The sequence below is a fragment of the Methylobacterium sp. AC315 genome, from assembly GCF_979253755.1.
Map to the genome: position 1 here is coordinate 13,775 of NZ_CEEDEA010000023.1, position 17,471 is coordinate 31,245.

Annotated in this window: 14 protein-coding genes; 6 read left to right on the forward strand and 8 right to left on the reverse strand. The window is 72.0% G+C overall.

Translation table 11 applies throughout. From position 1 onward, the window contains the following. Positions 1–23 precede the first annotated feature (23 nt). The 3 genes from dapD to AC0IY0_RS24595 form a co-directional block, all read right to left on the reverse strand. Entirely contained in the window at positions 24–869 is an 846-nt protein-coding gene (dapD, locus tag AC0IY0_RS24585) for a 2,3,4,5-tetrahydropyridine-2,6-dicarboxylate N-succinyltransferase (protein WP_147910364.1), read from the reverse strand. Positions 870–957: 88 nt separating this feature from the next. Then, positions 958–1,407: a cyclic nucleotide-binding domain-containing protein gene (locus tag AC0IY0_RS24590; RefSeq protein ID WP_147910363.1), complete on the reverse strand. Its 450-nt coding sequence runs from the start codon at positions 1,405–1,407 to the stop codon at positions 958–960. Between the two features lie 127 nt (positions 1,408–1,534). Further along, positions 1,535–2,221: a response regulator transcription factor gene (locus AC0IY0_RS24595; protein ID WP_007563457.1), complete on the reverse strand. Its 687-nt coding sequence runs from the start codon at positions 2,219–2,221 to the stop codon at positions 1,535–1,537. A 418-nt stretch (positions 2,222–2,639) separates the two neighbouring features. On the opposite strand from AC0IY0_RS24595, the gene AC0IY0_RS24600 reads away from it, so the two are divergent. Then, complete coding sequence (locus tag AC0IY0_RS24600) at positions 2,640–3,167, forward strand: L,D-transpeptidase family protein (protein WP_147940908.1); 528 nt, start codon at positions 2,640–2,642, stop codon at positions 3,165–3,167. Between the two features lie 3 nt (positions 3,168–3,170). Here AC0IY0_RS24600 and AC0IY0_RS24605 read toward each other — a convergent pair whose 3' ends face one another. Then, positions 3,171–3,923: a YggS family pyridoxal phosphate-dependent enzyme gene (locus tag AC0IY0_RS24605; protein ID WP_471765920.1), complete on the reverse strand. Its 753-nt coding sequence runs from the start codon at positions 3,921–3,923 to the stop codon at positions 3,171–3,173. Between the two features lie 179 nt (positions 3,924–4,102). Here AC0IY0_RS24605 and leuS point away from each other — a divergent pair, with 179 nt between their 5' ends. After that, positions 4,103–6,685, forward strand: coding sequence for a leucine--tRNA ligase (gene leuS / locus AC0IY0_RS24610; RefSeq protein WP_471765922.1), 2,583 nt, complete (start codon positions 4,103–4,105; stop codon positions 6,683–6,685). Between the two features lie 306 nt (positions 6,686–6,991). Here the strand turns inward: leuS and AC0IY0_RS24615 are convergent, their stop codons facing one another. Genes AC0IY0_RS24615 through AC0IY0_RS24625 form a run of 3 tightly spaced genes read right to left on the reverse strand, consistent with a single transcriptional unit; the run spans position 6,992 to position 9,542 of the window. Further along, positions 6,992–7,777, reverse strand: a complete 786-nt coding sequence (locus AC0IY0_RS24615) for an ABC transporter substrate-binding protein (protein WP_471765923.1) — start codon at positions 7,775–7,777, stop codon at positions 6,992–6,994. Between the two features lie 56 nt (positions 7,778–7,833). Then, positions 7,834–8,592 carry a TerC family protein gene (locus tag AC0IY0_RS24620; RefSeq protein WP_147910973.1) on the reverse strand — a complete coding sequence of 253 codons (759 nt, stop codon included), beginning with the start codon at positions 8,590–8,592 and terminating at the stop codon, positions 7,834–7,836. Next, the gene (locus AC0IY0_RS24625) at positions 8,589–9,542 is read right to left on the reverse strand and encodes a lipid kinase (RefSeq protein WP_147910974.1); all 954 of its coding nucleotides are present in this window, start codon (positions 9,540–9,542) and stop codon (positions 8,589–8,591) included. Before AC0IY0_RS24625 ends, AC0IY0_RS24620 begins: the two co-directional genes overlap by 4 nt. A 290-nt stretch (positions 9,543–9,832) precedes the next feature. Here AC0IY0_RS24625 and AC0IY0_RS24630 point away from each other — a divergent pair, with 290 nt between their 5' ends. Genes AC0IY0_RS24630 through AC0IY0_RS24640 form a run of 3 tightly spaced genes read left to right on the forward strand, consistent with a single transcriptional unit; the run spans position 9,833 to position 13,086 of the window. Next, positions 9,833–10,714 carry a hypothetical protein gene (locus tag AC0IY0_RS24630; RefSeq protein ID WP_471765925.1) on the forward strand — a complete coding sequence of 294 codons (882 nt, stop codon included), beginning with the start codon at positions 9,833–9,835 and terminating at the stop codon, positions 10,712–10,714. Positions 10,715–10,756: 42 nt separating this feature from the next. After that, on the forward strand, positions 10,757–12,031 hold the full coding sequence (locus AC0IY0_RS24635; protein ID WP_471765926.1) for a thermonuclease family protein: 1,275 nt from the start codon (positions 10,757–10,759) through the stop codon (positions 12,029–12,031). Positions 12,032–12,045: 14 nt separating this feature from the next. After that, positions 12,046–13,086, forward strand: coding sequence for an aldose epimerase family protein (locus AC0IY0_RS24640; RefSeq protein WP_147941678.1), 1,041 nt, complete (start codon positions 12,046–12,048; stop codon positions 13,084–13,086). A 433-nt stretch (positions 13,087–13,519) separates the two neighbouring features. Here the strand turns inward: AC0IY0_RS24640 and AC0IY0_RS24645 are convergent, their stop codons facing one another. After that, positions 13,520–16,192 (reverse strand): DNA translocase FtsK, encoded by a 2,673-nt coding sequence (locus AC0IY0_RS24645; RefSeq protein ID WP_471765927.1) that lies wholly within the window; start codon positions 16,190–16,192, stop codon positions 13,520–13,522. Between the two features lie 175 nt (positions 16,193–16,367). On the opposite strand from AC0IY0_RS24645, the gene mtnA reads away from it, so the two are divergent. Further along, the gene (gene mtnA / locus AC0IY0_RS24650) at positions 16,368–17,468 is read left to right on the forward strand and encodes an S-methyl-5-thioribose-1-phosphate isomerase (protein ID WP_147907935.1); all 1,101 of its coding nucleotides are present in this window, start codon (positions 16,368–16,370) and stop codon (positions 17,466–17,468) included. The last annotated feature ends 3 nt before the right edge of the window (positions 17,469–17,471 follow it).

Sequence of the window (17,471 nt, forward strand, 5' to 3'; positions counted from 1 at the left end):
GCCGCCCTCAAGTCCCAAAAGAATCAGGTGCGCAGCAGCTCGTTGATCGCGGTCTTGGAGCGGGTGCCGGCATCGACGCGCTTGACGATCACCGCGCAGTACAGGCCCGGGCCCGGGGTGCCGTCCGGCAGAGCCTTTCCGGGCATCGTGCCCGAGACCACCACGGAGTAGGGCGGCACGCGGCCGTACATCACCTCGCCGGTGCTGCGGTCGACGATCTTGGTCGAGGCGCCGATATAGACGCCCATGGACAGCACGCTGCCCTGGCCGACGATGACGCCCTCGGCCACCTCGGCGCGGGCGCCGATGAAGCAATCGTCCTCGATGATCACCGGGTTGGCCTGGAGCGGCTCGAGCACGCCGGCGATGCCGGCGCCGCCGGAGATGTGGCAGTTCTTCCCCACCTGCGCGCAGGAGCCGATCGTCACCCAGGTGTCGACCATGGTGCCTTCGCCGACATAGGCGCCCAGGTTGACGAAGCTCGGCATCAGCACGGCGCCCGGCGCGATGTAGGAGCCGCGGCGCACGAAGCAGCCCGGCACGGCACGCAAGCCCGCGGCGCGGAACTCCGCCTCGCCCCAGCCCGCGAACTTGGACGCGACCTTGTCCCACCACGGCGCGCCGCCGGGGCCGCCATCGATCGTCGCCATGTCGTTGAGCCGGAAGGACAGCAGCACCGCCTTCTTCAGCCACTGATTGACGACCCAATCCTGGTTGCCGCTCTTCTCGGCGACCCGGGCCTTGCCGGAATCGAGCAGGTTCAACGCCTCCTCGACGGCCTCGCGGACGGCGCCCTGGGTCGAGGTCGAGATGCCGGCGCGCTCTTCCCAGGCCGTCTCGATGGTCTTGGCGAGGTCGGAGGTGGACATGGGCGCACGATGCTCTCGATGGCGGGAGCCCGTGCTTACTCGCGGGCACCGGGGCTGTCACCCGGGGAGCCGGCGCAATCCGCCCGGATCAATCCTCGAGCAGCACCCGCACCCGGTCGAGATCGGTCACGAGGTCCACGAGGTCGATCGCCAGGGTGTCGTAGACGGATTGCGCGGCCGCGGGGAATTCCTCCAGCACGCGCCGCATCAGCGTCGGGGTGATGCGCATCACCTCGGCGGCGCCCTCGGCCCGCGCTTCGGTCGGCCGGGTGCCGCGCACGAACAGGGCGAGCTGCCCGATCAGCGCCGAGCGCCCGGCACGGACCGGCTCGGCATCCGGCACCCGGGGCGCGAGCCGGATCGTGCCCGACATCACCACGAAGCCGCCATCGGCCGGGTCGCCGCGGGCGAACAGCAGGTCGCCGTCCGCCAGCTCGCGCCGCTCGGCCGCGAAGGTCAGCAGGCGCAGCGCGTCCCGGTCGAGGAAGCCGAACAGCGGCGCGTCGGCGAGGATCGCGATGTCGTCGTCGAGCCCCAAGGAACCGCCTCACCGCCTGCGTGCAAACGAGCCTGCGCCTCGCGTACACGCAAATCCCTAAAGCCGTTCCCAACCGCGTTGCAATCGCACCCGGCTCCGCGTGCGCCCTGCGACGGGCGCGATTCGATCAGGGCAGCAGCTTGTAGCCGCCGCCCTCGGTGACGAGGATCGCCGCGGTGGCGGGGTTCGGCTCGATCTTCTGGCGCAGCCGGTAGATATGCGTCTCCAGCGTGTGCGTGGTGACGTGGGCGTTGTAGCCCCAGACCTCGGCGAGCAGCGTGTCGCGGTTCACCACGGCCCGGCCGGCCCGGTACAGGAAGCGCAGGATCGCGGTCTCCTTCTCGGTGAGCTTCAGCTTCGAGCCGCGCTCGCCGACCAGCAGCTTGGCGCCGGGCCGGAACGTGTACGGGCCGATCTGGAACACCGCGTCCTCGGACGCCTCGTGGCTGCGCAGATGCGCGCGGATCCGGGCGAGCAGGATGCCGAACTTGAACGGCTTGGTGACGTAGTCGTTGGCGCCCGCCTCAAGCCCCTCGACGTGGTCCGCCTCCGAGTCCTGCGCGGTCAGCATGATCACCGGGCCGCGGAAGCCGCCGGCCCGCATCCGGCGCACGGCCTCGCGTCCGTCGAGGTCGGGCAGGCCGACATCCATCACGGCGAGATCGATGCGCTCGGCCCCGACCCGCCGGACCGCGTCCGCGGCGTTCGCCTCGGTGACCACGGTGAATTCTTCGCAGAGGTCGAGCTGCTCGGTGAGCGTGTCGCGCAGGATCGCGTCGTCGTCACAGATCAGCAGGCGATAGACATTCGACATCGTCCGGGGCCCTGGAGCACGCTGCGGGACCGGGAGACCCGGTGTTCGGAGACAGTGCGCGATGACAAGGATCTGGAGCACGCCGCCCGTCGCGTGACAACACGGCCGGCTCCAGGAAAGCGGGGCCGGCGCGCCGGAATCCAAGGGCGCTCGGTCCCCCCGTCGCAGGGCGGTGGGCTGATTCGCTCCCGAATCCCGGCTTCGACGGCCTAGGTTCCACCGTAAGGATAGAGCTTCGTTTGTGGCCGGAAATTGCCTTGTGCGCAATTTTTCACGGTTTCGGTATTGGATACCGGGCATAACCCCTGCCGATCCGCCCCTGGCGCCGCATCACCGCGGGCCGGACCGGGGCGCGTGCGACCGGTAGGGGAGGGGTGTTGTGCGGGGACATCGGCGCGAGCGGCCCGGACCGGTCCGCATGACCGTGAGCGAGATCCGGGTCCGCGCACTGGTCGGCGACCGCTGCCGGGGCCAGCTCCTGGTCGGCCCGGCGGTGATCCCCTGCGCCCTCGGGGCGGGCGGCATCGTCTCCGACAAGCGCGAGGGCGACGGCGGCTCGCCGCGCGGTCGCTTCCGCCTGCGGGGCGGCGCGTACCGCCCGGACCATCTCGGCCTGCGCCCGCGCTCGGCGCTGCCCCTGCGGGCGACCCGGCCGGGCGACGGCTGGTGCGACGACCGCCGGGACCGCCGCTACAACCGGCCGATCCGCCTGCCGGCCCCGGGCATCAGTGCCGAATCGATGTGGCGCGACGACGGGCTCTACGACGTGGTGATCGACCTCGACTACAACCGCGCGCCGATCCGGAGGGGACGGGGCTCCGCGATCTTCCTGCATATCGCCCGGGACGGCTACCGCCCCACCGAGGGCTGCGTCGCCCTGGCCCGGTCGGACCTGCTGCGCCTGCTCGGGCGCCTCGGCCCACGCACGCATCTTCGGATCGGGTGAGGCTCACGCCTTCCGGGGCCTGGCCCCGAAGATGGCGGTCCCGACGCGGACATGGGTGGCGCCCTGCTGGATCGCCGCCGGAAAATCCGCGCTCATGCCCATCGAGAGGATCGGCAGGTTGTGATCCCGCGCCAGGCGGGCGAGCAGGGCAAAATGGGCCGAGGGCGGGTCCTCCGCGGGCGGGATGCACATCAGGCCCTGGATCGCGAGCCCGTGGGTGTCGCGGCACTCGGCCAGCAGCGTGGCGAGCTGATCCGGGAGGACCCCGGCCTTCTGCGGCTCCGCGCCGGTATTGACCTGGATCAGCAGCTTCGGGGTCCGACCCGCGCGGTTGATTTCCTTGGCGAGCGCCGCCGCGAGCGACAGCCGGTCGAGGGCGTGGATCACGTCGAACAGGGCCACCGCCTCGCGGGCCTTGTTGGATTGCAGCGGGCCCACGAGGTGCAGCTCGACATCCGGGTAGCGGGCCCGCAGGTCCGGCCATTTCGCGGCGGATTCCTGGACGTAGTTCTCTCCGAACACCCGGTGCCCCGCCCCCAGGGCCGGAACGATGCCCTCCGCCGGCACGGTCTTGGAGATGGCCACGAGCTGGACCTCCGCGGGGTCGCGCTCCGAATCCTCGGCCGCCTGCGCGACGGCGGCTCGCACCTCGGCGAGGCCGGCGGCGACGTCGGCCTCGCCGACCGGGGGTTTGGCGGTCGGCTGCCCCATCCCGTCGGTGGCGGGAGCGGTCTGCCCGGTGATCGCGTCGTCCATCGCGTGCCTATCCTGATGGGACATCGGTCCCTTGCCCCGCCGACCTATGCCGTTGCGCGCCTCGCGCAAGCCCGGATCCCTGCATCCGTTGACCGGCTCCGGCGCAGATATGCTACTGGGCCGCAACCGTGCCGCGGCTCTCCCCGATCAGCCGCCGAGCCTCTGACCCAGCCGGACCCATGACCAGCACCGCCCCCCAGCCCGTCGAGCGCTACAACGCCAAGGATGCCGAGCCGCGCTGGCAGGCCGCCTGGGCCGAGCAACGCCTGTTCGAGACCGACAATTCTGACGGGCGCCCGAAATACTACGTGCTGGAGATGTTCCCGTACCCGTCGGGGCGCATCCACATGGGCCACGTGCGCAACTACGCGATGGGCGACGTGGTCGCCCGGTACAAGCGCGCCCGGGGCTTCAACGTGCTCCACCCGATGGGCTGGGACGCGTTCGGCCTGCCGGCCGAGAACGCCGCCATGGAGCGCAAGGTCAACCCGCGGGACTGGACCTACGCCAACATCGCGTCGATGCGCGACCAGCTGAAGGCCATGGGCCTGTCGCTCGACTGGAGCCGGGAGATCGCCACCTGCGACCCCGATTACTACAAGCACCAGCAGCGGATGTTCCTCGACTTCCTGGACAAGGGCCTGGTGACCCGGCGCACCGCCAAGGTGAACTGGGACCCGGTGGACCACACCGTGCTGGCCAACGAGCAGGTGATCGACGGGCGCGGCTGGCGCTCCGGCGCCCTGGTCGAGCAGCGCGAGCTGACCCAGTGGTTCTTCAAGATCACTGACTTCGCCGAGGATCTGCTCACAGCCCTCGACGGGCTGGACCGCTGGCCGGAAAAAGTCCGGCTGATGCAGAAGAACTGGATCGGCCGCTCCGAGGGACTGGAAGTCCGGTTCGACCTGGCCCGGCCTCCGGCCGGCGAGGCCGAGTCGGTGACGGTCTACACCACCCGGCCCGACACCCTGTTCGGCGCCCGGTTCCTGGCGATCGCGGCCGACCATCCGCTGGCAGCAGCGGTTGCCGCGAACAACCCGGATCTCCAGGCCTTCATCGAGGAATGCCGGCGCACCGGCACCGCCCAGGCGGCGATCGACACCGCGGAAAAACTCGGCTTCGACACCGGCCTGACCGTCCGACACCCCCTCGACCCGGCCTGGACGCTGCCGGTCTACGTCGCGAACTTCGTGCTGATGGACTACGGCACCGGAGCGGTGTTCGGCTGCCCGGCGCATGACCAGCGCGACCTCGACTTTTCCAACAAGTACGGGCTCGGCAACGTCCCGGTGGTCTGCCCCGAGGGGCAGGACCCGGAGGCGTTCCTGATCACCACCACCGCCTATGTCGAGGACGGGCGGATGATCCATTCGCGCTTCCTCGACGGCATGACCACCGGGGAGGCCTTCGAGGCGGTGGCGCGCCGGCTGGAGCGGGAGGGCGTGGCCAAGCGCAAGGTCCAGTTCCGCCTGCGCGACTGGGGCGTCTCGCGCCAGCGCTACTGGGGCTGCCCGATCCCGATCATCCACTGCGAGTCCTGCGGCCCGGTGCCGGTGCCGGTCTCCGACCTACCGGTGAAGCTGCCCGAGGAGGTCTCGTTCGACCAGCCCGGCAACCCGCTGGAGCGCGACCAGGTCTGGCGGACCGTACCGTGCCCCACCTGCGGCGCCCCGGCCCGGCGCGAGACAGACACGATGGACACATTCGTCGACTCGTCCTGGTACTACGCGCGCTTCACCGCGCCCTGGCTCACCGACGCCCCCACCGACCGCGCCACGGTCGATCGCTGGCTGGCGGTGGACCAGTATATCGGCGGTATCGAGCACGCGATCCTGCACCTGCTCTACGCCCGGTTCTTCATGCGGGCGATGCGCGAGACCGGCTGGGCCGGCGTCTCCGAGCCGTTTGCCGGGTTGTTCACCCAGGGCATGGTCGTCCACGAGACCTACAAGGACGCGGCCGGCGCCTGGGTGCCGCCGGCCGAGATCCGCTTCTCCACCGAGGAGGGCGAGCGCCGCGCGTTTCACGTGAAAACTCAGGCGCCGATCGCGATCGGTTCGATCGAGAAGATGTCGAAGTCCAAGAAGAACGTGGTCGATCCGGACGACATCATCGCAAGCTACGGGGCCGATACGGCGCGCTGGTTCGTCCTCTCCGATTCGCCGCCCGAGCGCGACGTGATCTGGAGCGAGGAGGGCGTGCAGGGCGCCGCCCGGTTCGTCCAGAAAGTCTGGCGGCTGACCCATGCCGCGCTGGCCGCGAGCGGGGATGGCGCCGCCGACCTCACCCTGCGCAAAGCCGCCCACCGGGCGCTCGCCGCCGTGCAGGACGATATCGAGCGCCTGCGGTTCAACCGCTGCGTCGCCCACATCTACACCTTGGCCAACGCCCTCGAGGACGGGCTGCGCGGGCCGGTCTCGGGCGCGGCGGCGACGGAGGCGGCGGGCATCCTGGTGCAGCTCATCGCCCCGATGATGCCGCACCTCGCCGAGGAATGCTGGACCGCGCTCGGCCGCCCCGGCCTCGCCGCCCAGGCCCCCTGGCCGGAGGCCGAGGCGGGGCTCCTGGTCGAGGACGAGATCACCCTGCCGGTCCAGATCAACGGCAAGAAGCGCGCGGACGTGACCGTGCCGCGCGACGCCGACGCTAAGGCTGTCGAAGCCGCGACCCTGGCCCTGGAGACGGTCCAGAAGATCCTGGAGGGCAAGCCGCCGCGCAAGGTGATCGTCGTGCCGGGGCGGATCGTCAATCTGGTGGTGTAACGAGGGCGGGCCTGCCGATCCCGCTCACCTCGGCCTGCGAGGTCCGGCGATCGAGGATCGCTGGGCCTCGCAGGAGGGCTCCAGGGATCGCGCGAACACACCGATCGAAGCGCCTGACATGGCGGCACGGGCCGACCCGCTGCTTGCAGCGTCGCCGCGCAGCCCGGCCTTGCGCGCCCGCGTGGCGACCTGATGCGCGGGAAGCGCGACACGTTCTCGCTGGACGCCCGCGTCGATATCGCCAGCGCGGCTCACCCTGCGCTGCGAATCGCGCTGATCGAGGCGGCAGGATGCACCCGGCTTGGATCAGGGTGCTGCCAGCCCGGGATCCTGCCCGCCGGCCGCGAGGCTGCGTGCGATCATCCCGTCCGCCTTCGCCTGGGCGAGGAAGTCGGCCAGATACGCCGCCCCCGCGTCCCGGCCCACCGGCAGACCCATCGCCTGCGGGATCTCCATGAAGTGCCCCGGCAGCAGTCGCACCTCCGGGTGCGCGGCCGCGTAGGCGGCGAGCGGCTGGTGGACCCCGGCGGCCACGTCGAGCCCGTCCCGGGCGAAGGCCGTGACCGCCTCCGCCGAGGTCGGCGCCCGCACCAGGGTCGCGTGGCGCAGCGTACGGGTCAGGAACAGGTCGTAGGCGCTGTCATGCCCCACCGAGATCCGGATCCCGTCGCGGTCGACGTCGGGCAGGCTCCGGATCGGCGCGTCGGCCGGGACGAGGTAGCTGCCGGCGATCAGCACGTAGGGGGCCGTGAAGGCGATGCCTTCGGCGCGCTTCGGGTCGATCGCCAGGAAGCAGATGTCCCAGGTCCCGGCCCCGGCCGAGCCCGAGACGGCCCCCGCGCCGGTAAACGTCACGAACGCCACCGGCACGCCGAGCCGCTGCGCCAGCGCCCGGGCGAGATCCACCGACACGCCGGCCGGGCCGTCCGCCCCGGACCGGGCGAGCACCGGATTGCCGAGATTGATCGCCGCCCGGAGGGTGCCGGTGGGGGCGAGGTCGTGCCGGGCCGCAGGGGAGGGGGGCATCGGGACCGTCTCCGCGCCGGCGGGGCTGGCGGTCAGCAGGGCGCACAGGAGGGCCGCGATCCGCATGGGTGTCTCCAGCGCCGTGTCGCCGCTTGCGCCGGAGGCCGGCGGGACGGGACCGCTCAGCGCGGGCTCCGCTCCGTGCCGGCGGCGGCCGCCCGCTTGCGTCCGCGGGCCAGCATGTTGAGGCCTTCGACGCCGGCCGAGAACGCCATGGCGGTGTAGATATAACCCTTCGGCACGTGCGCCCCAAAGCCTTCCGCGATCAGCGTCATGCCGATCATGATCAGGAAGCCCAAAGCCAGCATCACCACGGTGGGGTTGCGGGCGATGAAGGCCGAGAGCGGCTCGGCCGCGACCAGCATGACGATCACCGCCACGACCACGGCCACCATCATCACCGGCACGTGCTCGGTCATGCCCACCGCGGTGATGATCGAGTCGATCGAGAACACGAGGTCGAGGAGCAGGATCTGGCCGATCGCCGCGCCGAACCCGATCGTGCCGCCGGATTTCCCGGTGTCGGCCGGGTCGTCGGGGTCGACGCTGTGATGGATTTCCTTGGTGGCCTTCCAGAGCAGGAACAGGCCGCCGCCGATCAGGATCAGGTCACGCCAGGAGAAGTCCTGTCCGAGCACCGAGAAGACCGGCTCGGTCAGGTGCACGATGAACGCGACCGTGCCCAGCAGACCGAGCCGCAGGATCAAGGCCAGACCGATGCCGATCCGCCGCGCCCGCGTCTGCTGGTCGGCCGGCAGCTTGTTGGTCAGGATCGAGATGAAGATCAGGTTGTCGACGCCGAGCACCACCTCCATCACGATGAGGGTCGCCAGGGCGACCCAGATCGCGGGCTGGCTCGCAAGCTGGATCAGGTCGGTCACGGGTCGTGCGTCTCGCTGGTCGGGAAGAGGCGGCTGCCGAGGGCGGCCAGATCGAACGGACCGGCACTGTCCGCCGGATCGGGAGCGTACACCCGGAGGATCTTCGGGAAGACCTTGAAGTGGGCGGGCGTATGCGTGGTCAGCTCGCCGTCGGTATTCACCGGCCGGGGCTTGCGCGTCGCGATCTTGATCTCCCGGGTCTGGAAGGCGCGCACGTCGGCCGCGCGTCCATGGGTGCCCCGGCGCAGGGCCGGCAGCAGCGCGATCAGCCGCCACCAATGGGCGACTTCCAGGCTGTAGAAATCGAGCTTGCCGTCATCGACCGTGGCGGCTTCCTCCACGGTCATACCGCCACCGTAATGGCGCCCGTTGCCGACCGAGACCTGGATGGTCGTCACCCGCTCGACCGTGCCGTCGTGCTCGATCGTCACCGTGAACGGCCGCACCCGGCGCAGCACCCGGATGGCCGCCACCGCGTAGCCGAGCACGCCCCAGGTCTTCTTCGATTCGGCCGTGAGTTCGCCCGCGAGCTCGGCTGAGAAGCCGATGCTGGCGACGTTGAAGTAGTAGTGGCCGTTGACCCAGCCGAGATCGACCGGCCGCGTCGCGGCATTCGGGATGAACCGCGCCGCGGCGATCGGATCCAGCGGCAGGTCCAGGGATCGGGCGAGGTCGTTGGCGGTGCCCAGCGGCAGGATAGCAAGGGGCAGCCCGCTCTCCACCAGGGCGGGTGCGGCCATGTTCATGGTGCCGTCGCCGCCGCCCAGGATCACGAGGTCGACATCCTTGGCGTGCGCCCGGATCACTTCTCGGCAATCGGCGTCCGGCGGCGGCTCCACCGGCTCGATGCCGCCCGCCCGCAGGATGCTCCGCACCTCGTCGAGGTCGAGGCCGCCGTTGCGCGCCTTCGCGTTGCAGATCAGCAGCGCCCGGCGTTGGTCGGCACTCATCACGGGCTCCGATGCATCTGCGAGGTCACCGCGGTCTCGAGTCGGGACACAGGAACCTCGATGCTCAGGGCGGCGAAAGGGGGGATGACAGCCCGAAACGCGCGACAGCCAAGATTGTCCCCGACTTGGTGGTGAAAAGATCGAGCGCAACCCCGTCATCCACGCAATCCCGGGCTGGTGTGGGCCCGGCACATCGTCAGAGTCACGGGTGCGCCCGGGGAAACCGTGGAACCGCTTCGGCATGCGGGCGCGTTCTCCCCACGTACGCTCCGGCCGCCAGGAAGGCACCGATGCCCGCCACCATTCCCACCCGCTCTGCCCTCGCCCTCGGCGTGATCCTGCCGCTGGCCCTCGTCGGCGGCGCCTCGGCCCAGCAGCAGGGGGCGGGGTCCCAGAGTTCCTGGGTCGATCCGCCGGCCCGCAGCGCGCCGTCCGCGGCAGCCAAGTCGAATCCGGCCGACCAGGCGAAGCGGGCCGTCCCGGAGACGGAGCCGGTCCGGCAGGCTGCCAAGCCAGAGCCCGCCGACGACGGCCTGCCCAAGAGCGCCACGACCAAGAGCGCTACGACCAAGAGCGCCGCAACCGGGAGCGCCGCGACCCAGGACGCCGTGACCCGGGCCGCGGGCCCGAAGCGGGCGGCCGCCCTGGAGCGTCCGCACGCCCGCCAGGCCTCGCCGCGGTATGCTGCGCATCCGCGCCGGCTCGCCGACACGCCGGCGGCCGTGGCGCCGGCTTCGGCCGCCTCGGGGCAGCGGGCCGCCGTGGCCCGGGCCCTGGCGGCGAACTACCTCGCCACCGTCTCCAGCTCGGGCGACACGATGGTCGGCGCCGCACCGCATTTCTACGGGTCGCGGGTGCGCTTCTACGGGCACCCGGTCACCCTGGCGGGGCTGGTCGCCGAGAAGCGCAGCTTCGTGCAGCGCTGGCCCGAGCGGCGCTACGAGCCGCGGACCATCCGCACCGCCTGCGACACCGAGACCTGCACGATCCGCACGATCGTGGATTTCCGCACTGCGAACCCGGATCGCGGCGCCGTCTCCACCGGGGCGGCCGAGCTGGTCCTGGAGGTGAGCTTCGCGGGCACGCGCCCGGTGATCGTCGGCGAGTCCGGACGGGTCCTGCACCGGAGCGTCCAGGCCGGCACCCTGGCCCCCTCGCCCGGCAAGGCGTAAAGCGGCTTCCGTGCGGCGCGCGGTGATGCCGGGATCGGGTTTATGACGTCTTCAACGGTGGTGGCGGAACAGGAATCGAGGCCGGCGCGTCCGGCGCTCGACGATCCGGAGCGCGCCGCCCTCCGCGAGGCGATCCAGGCGGCGATCGCCCGGGCGCGCCCGCGCCCGGTGGCGGTGCGGACCCTCGGGCTCATGGCCGAGGCCGCGATCGTGCGCGGAGACGCGGGCTACCGGGTGCTCGACCGGCACGGCGTCGTGCGCACGCGGCCCGGCACCGGCGAGCCGCTGACGCTCGCCGACTTCGTGGCGGAACTCCAGGCGCGGCATCCGGCCCTGTTCCTGCCGCCGGAGGTGGCACCGGAGCCCGAGGCCGAGCCCGAAGATCCGAAGGATTCCCCGATCCTGACCGGCGCCTACGAGATGAAGGCCGCGACCGCGCGCTTCGTCGAGACCCAGTCCGAGCGGGCCCGGTCTCTCGCCGAGCGCTCCTCCGTCCAGGGACGGGCGCTGGCGCAGACCGCGGCCGGCCGCTTCGCCACCCTGCGGACGGGCCTGCAGGCCCGTCTCACCCGCCGTTCCGAGGCCGCGGCGTCCGGCGCGGATCCGGTCTCGGCGTGGAACGACGGCCCGGGCCGGCTCGGCGAGTCGGTGCGTGACAGCCTGCCCCGTCTGCGCGAACGGCTCGGTCTCGCCGGCGGCGACGAGGGCAGCCGCCGGCATCGGCGCTGGCTCGCGGGCGCGAGCGCGGCCGCCCTGGTGGCGGTGGTCGCGGCGGGCCTCGTCCTGGCCGGCCGCGAGCCCGAAGCCACGCGCTCCACGACCACCTCGCCCCAGACCGGCGACGCGCCCGCGAGTGTCCAGACCGCCGCACCGCAAGCGGGATCGCAAGCCGGATCTCAAGCTACTGGGCCGTCGGCGGCGTCTCCCGCGGCCCCCGATACGGTCACGCCCCCGCCCGAGACCGGCGGCGATCCGGAGCCCGATACGCCGCCGCCCGCGGCCAACGCCATCACCGGACCGGCCCAGGTGATCGACACCGCGACCCTGAAGGTCGCCGGCAAGGTCGTGCGCCTGTTCGGCGTCGAGTGGGTGCGCGGCGGCCAGGCCGACGAGCTGACCCGCTACATCGGCGGCCGCCCGGTGACCTGCCAGCCGGCGCCGGGCAGCGACACGATGAACTGCCTGGTGAACGGGCGGGACCTCTCGGAGGTGGTGCTGTTCAACGGCGGCGGCCGCGCCTCCCCGGAGGCCAGCCCCGAACTGGTCGCCGCCGAGGACCACGCGCGCACCGAGCGGCTCGGCGTCTGGAAGCGCTGAGCGGGGATCGCAGCATGGCGGGCGAGATCTTCGGGCGCACCGCGGACGGTCAAATCGTCACCCGGCACCGACTGGCCCGGGGGAGCCTGCGCGTCCACGTCATCGATTTCGGCGCGGTGATCACGGCGATCGAGGTGCCCGACCGCGTGGGCCGCAGCGCCAACGTCGTCCTCGGGCTCGACACGCTCGCGGGCTACGAGACCGTGAGCCCGAGCTTCGGCGCGGTGGTCGGGCGCTACGCCAACCGCATCGCCGGCGGGCGCTTCAACCTCGACGGCCGCACCTATCGGCTGCCGGTGAACGAGGGACCCAACACCCTGCACGGCGGCGACCGGAATTTCGGCACACGCCTCTGGCAGGCGGAGGCGGCGGACGCCACCAGCCTCACCCTGGCCCGTCGCTCCCCGGACGGCGAGGAGGGGTTCCCCGGCAACCTCGACGTCCGCGTGCGCTACAGCCTGCCGGAGGACGGGCTGCTGCACATCGCCTACGAGGCCCTGACCGACCGGCCCACGGTCCTGAACCTCACCAACCACAGCTACTTCAACCTGGCCGGGGAGGGGACGGGCAGCGTGCTCGACCACGTGGTCCAGATCGAGGCCGACGCGTTCACGCCCACGGATGCGACGCAGGTCCCCACCGGCACGGTCCAGCCGGTCGCCGGCACCCCGTTCGATTTCCGGACACCGCACCGGTTGGGCGCGCGCATCCGCGAGGGCGACCCGCAACTCGCCTACGCCAAGGGCTACGACCACACCTTCGTGCTGCGCGGCCCCGCCGGGACCCTGCGCCCGGCCGCCGCCTGCATCGATCCGGGCAGCGGCCGGCGGCTCGACGTGGCGACCACGCAGCCGGCCCTGCAGCTCTACACCGGCAACAACCTGGACGGCACGCTGATCGGCCCCTCCGGCCGGATCTACCGCTCCGGGGACGGCGTCTGCTTCGAGACGCAGGGCTTTCCGGACGCCCCGAACCAGCCGGACTTCCCGTCCGCGACCCTGCGCCCGGGGGAGGTCTTTCGGGCGGCCACCACGTTCCGGTTCTCGGTGGCGTGAGGCGCCACGCCTTCGAGACACCGGTCTCCGCAGGCGATCGATGATCAGCCCCTTCCCCTGCCCAATGGTGGGTTCCCGTGACCGGGGCCCGCATCCGAACTGCGACCCGCCGAGAGCCGCCAGCCCAGCGCCGCTGTCAGAGACGCGGCCACGATGATCCAAAGGGCGACGGGCAGGGCGCGGTCGAAGCTGGCCAGTGCCGTAAGCAGCGCGCCGAAGATGGCGACACCCAAGGCCGCGCCCGTTTGCCGGGCCGATTGCAGGGTCGCGGCCGCGACGCCCGCATGATGCGCCGCCACGGTACCGAGGGCTCGCCCTCGGCGGCCGCCACCGCTTTCAGGGACGCGTCCCAGGCCCGGAGCCGGTCCCCACGGTGCAATCGGGACCGGCGCTCGAGCCTTGATTCGACGCGCTCGGTCGAACCGCGAGACCCTCAGCCCGCAGCCTCCTCCAACAGGATCTCGCGCTTGCCGGCGTGGTTGGCCGGACCGACGATGCCCTCGGTCTCCATCCGCTCCATCAGGGAGGCGGCGCGGTTGTAGCCGATCTGGAGCCGGCGCTGGATGTAGCTGGTCGAGGCCTTCTGGTCGCGCATAACCACCTGCACGGCCTGGTCGTAGAGGTCGCCGCCGGTCTCGCCGAACGAGCCCTGGTCGAACACGGCGCCGTCGAGTTCCAGCTCGGCCGCGCCGGCCTTGCCCTTGGTCCCCTTCTCGGGGGCGCCGTCCTCGTCGTCGGCCGTGACGGCGTCGAGGTAGCTCGGGCGGCCCTGGCGCTTGAGGTGGGCGACCACGCTCTCGACCTCGCTGTCCGAGCAGAACGGCCCGTGCACCCGGGTCGTGCGCCCGCCGCCGGCCATGAACAGCATGTCGCCCTGGCCGAGCAGCTGCTCGGCGCCCATCTCGCCCAGGATCGTGCGGCTGTCGATCTTGCTGGTGACCTGGAAGGAGATCCGGGTCGGGAAGTTCGCCTTGATCGTGCCGGTGATCACGTCCACCGACGGGCGCTGCGTCGCCATGATCAGGTGGATGCCGGCCGCGCGCGCCATCTGGGCCAGCCGCTGGATCGCCCCCTCGATGTCCTTGCCCGCCACCATCATCAGGTCGGCCATCTCGTCGACCACGATCACGATGTAGGGGAGGGGGGCGAGGTCCATGGCCTCGTCCTCGTAGATCGCCTCGCCGGTCTGCCGGTCGAAGCCGGTCTGGACGGTCCGGGTCAGCACCTCGCCGCGGGCGGCGGCCTCCGAGACGCGGGCGTTGTAGCCGTCGATGTTGCGGACCGCGATCTTGGACATCTTCTTGTAGCGCTCCTCCATCTCGCGCACGGCCCATTTGAGGGCGATCACCGCCTTCTTGGGGTCGGTCACGACCGGGGAGAGCAGGTGCGGGATGCCGTCGTAGACCGACAGCTCCAGCATCTTGGGATCGACCATGATCAGCCGGCACTCCTCCGGCTTCAGCCGGTAGAGCAGCGACAGGATCATGGTGTTGATCGCCACCGACTTGCCCGAGCCGGTGGTGCCGGCCACCAGCAGGTGCGGCATCCGGGCGAGGTCGGCGATGATCGGCTCGCCGCCGATGTTCTTGCCGAGGCACAAAGCCAGCTTGTGCTTGCTCTCGGCGAAGTCCGTGGAGGCCAGAAGCTCGCGCAGGAACACCGTCTCGCGCTTGGCGTTCGGCAGTTCGATGCCGATCGCGTTGCGGCCGGGGACGACCGCCACGCGGGCCGAGACCGCCGACATCGAGCGGGCGATGTCGTCGGCGAGCGCGATGACGCGGCTGGACTTGGTGCCGGGTGCGGGCTCCAGCTCGTAGAGCGTGACGACCGGGCCGGGGCGCACCGCCAGGATGTCGCCGCGCACGCCGAAATCGCCGAGCGTCGCCTCGAGCAGGGTCGCGTTCTGCTCCAGGGCGTCGGCCGAGACCTGGCTTGCCGGGGAGGTGCCGCGCGGGGCCGCCAGCAGATCGAGGGCCGGCAGGGCGTAATCCTCGGGCCGGACCTGCGGCGCGGGCGCCCGGCGGGCCGGCACCGGCGCGGCGGCCGGCGCCGCGACCCGCGAGGCGGTCGGCTCCGGACGGGCGGCGGCCGGCCGCGGCGGGGCCTCCTCGTACGCGTCCGGCTCGTCCTCTTCCGGGGGCAGCGGGACCGGTGCCCGGCGGGCGGTCGCCCCCGCAGGAGCCGACGCGTCCCGGCTCGGATCCTGACCGTCGAACGGGGCCTCGAAAACCGGCTCGCGCCGCGCCTGGCCCGGCTGGGCGGCCTCCGGCAGGTGCTCGGCCCAGGGCAGGTCCGCATCCGTGAAGGCGCGCCGCGCCGCGAGCGCCGGGGAGGCGCTGTCGAACGGCTCGACCCGGCCGGTCCGCCACGCCTCGATCCGCCGCGCCAGGGCGACGCGCATCCGCATCAGGCCCTGGGCGAGGGCGCCGATGCCCACGAGGCCGAGGCTCGGCTCGTCGGCATCCTCGCGCTCGTCGCGACCCCGCACGGACGGATGCCGGGCGGGATAGGGCTCGTCGTGGAAGGACTCCTCCTCGGCGGCCCCGAACCGGCAGGCGCCGGTCAGGCTGAGGATCGCCACCGCGGCGTAGACGAAGCCGACGAGGTGGGCCGCCGCCGACGACACCGCCCCGACGATCACCCGGGCCATGGACAGCAGGCCGTCTCCGGCGACGCCGCCGAGCCCGGTGGGCAGGGGCCAGCGCGCGGTGGGCGGCAGGGCGCTCGCCACCGCGCTCGCGGCGCAGAAGCCGATGATCCAGAGCGCCAGGCGCATGCCGCCCTGGGGCAGGTCGCGCTCGCGCATCAGCCGGACGCCCCAGAGCACGGGCGGCAGCACGAACGCGAGGGCACCCAGACCGAGGATCTGCATGGCGAGGTCGGCCACGACGGCGCCCGGCTGGCCGAGCACGTTGTGGGCCGGGTGGTCGGTGGCGTGGTTGAGGCTCGGGTCGTCGATCGACCACGTGGCGAGCGCCACGGTGAGCGCGACCGCGCCGGTGAACAGGACGAGCCCTCCGAGCTCCGTCAGGCGCTTGCCCAAGAAGGGGCGAACGCTGTCGACGTAAGTGTCGTAGGGCGACGCGGGACGGCGAAGCGAGCGCATGCGGGACCGGACGCGAACGGGGACTCTGACCCGAAGGCTAGTCATGCCGGCCTTAACGACCTGCTAAGGTTGAGGAAGCCTGACCCCCCGTACCCGGGCCCGCGCGGGATCCGGAGCGGGCGTGTCCGGGCCTGGGGTGGTGCAAAAACCGCCCCGCTATGGCACAGAAACCGCCATGAACATCGACGGTCAGCCCTATCGCACGATCTTCCCGGACCCGGACGGCGTCAGCGTCCAGGTGATCGACCAGACACGCCTGCCCTTCGCGTTCGAGCTGAGGCGCCTCGCCACGCTGGACGACGCGGCGGTGGCGATCCGCACCATGATCGTGCGCGGCGCGCCGCTGATCGGCGTCACCGCGGCCTACGGGCTGGCGCTCGCCATGCGGGCGGATCCGTCGATGGACGGGATCGACCGGGCGGTGGCGACGCTCGCCGCGACGCGCCCGACGGCGATCAACCTGCGCTGGGCGCTCGACCGGGTCGCCGGCAACCTGCGGCAGATCCAGCCGGCCGAGCGCTTCGCCCACGCCTTCGCGGAAGCCGGCCGCGTCGCCGAGGAGGATGTCGCCAGCTGCCGCTCGATCGGCGCCCATGGCGGCCAGATCATCGCCGACCTGCACAAGGCGAACGGCGGGCGGCCGGTCACGGTGCTGACCCATTGCAACGCCGGCTGGCTCGCCACGGTGGATTGGGGCACCGCGCTGGCGCCGATCTACGCCGCCCACGAGCGGGGCGTGCCGGTGCACGTGCTGGTGGACGAAACCCGGCCGCGCAGCCAGGGCGCGGCGCTCACCGCCTTCGAGCTGAACGGCCACGGCGTGCCCCACACGGTGATCGCCGACAATGCCGGCGGCCACCTGATGCAGCATGGCGGCGTCGACCTGTGCATCGTCGGCTCGGACCGCACCACGGCGTCGGGCGACGTCTGCAACAAGATCGGCACCTACCTGAAGGCGCTGGCCGCCCACGACAACCGCGTGCCGTTCTACGCCGCCCTGCCGTTCTCGACGATCGACTGGACGCTCCACGACGGCGTCAAGGAGATCCCGATCGAGGAGCGCGACGGCCGCGAGGTCACCCACATGACCGGCCGCCTGGCCGAGGGCGGCTTCGCCACGATCGAGGTGGTCTCCCCGGGCAGCCCCGTGGCCAACCCGGCCTTCGACGTGACCCCGGCCCGCCTCGTGACCGGGATCATCACCGAGCGCGGCATCTGCGCGGCGAGCGAAGAGGGGCTGTGCGGGCTCTACCCGGAGCGCCGGAAGGCGGCGTGAGCC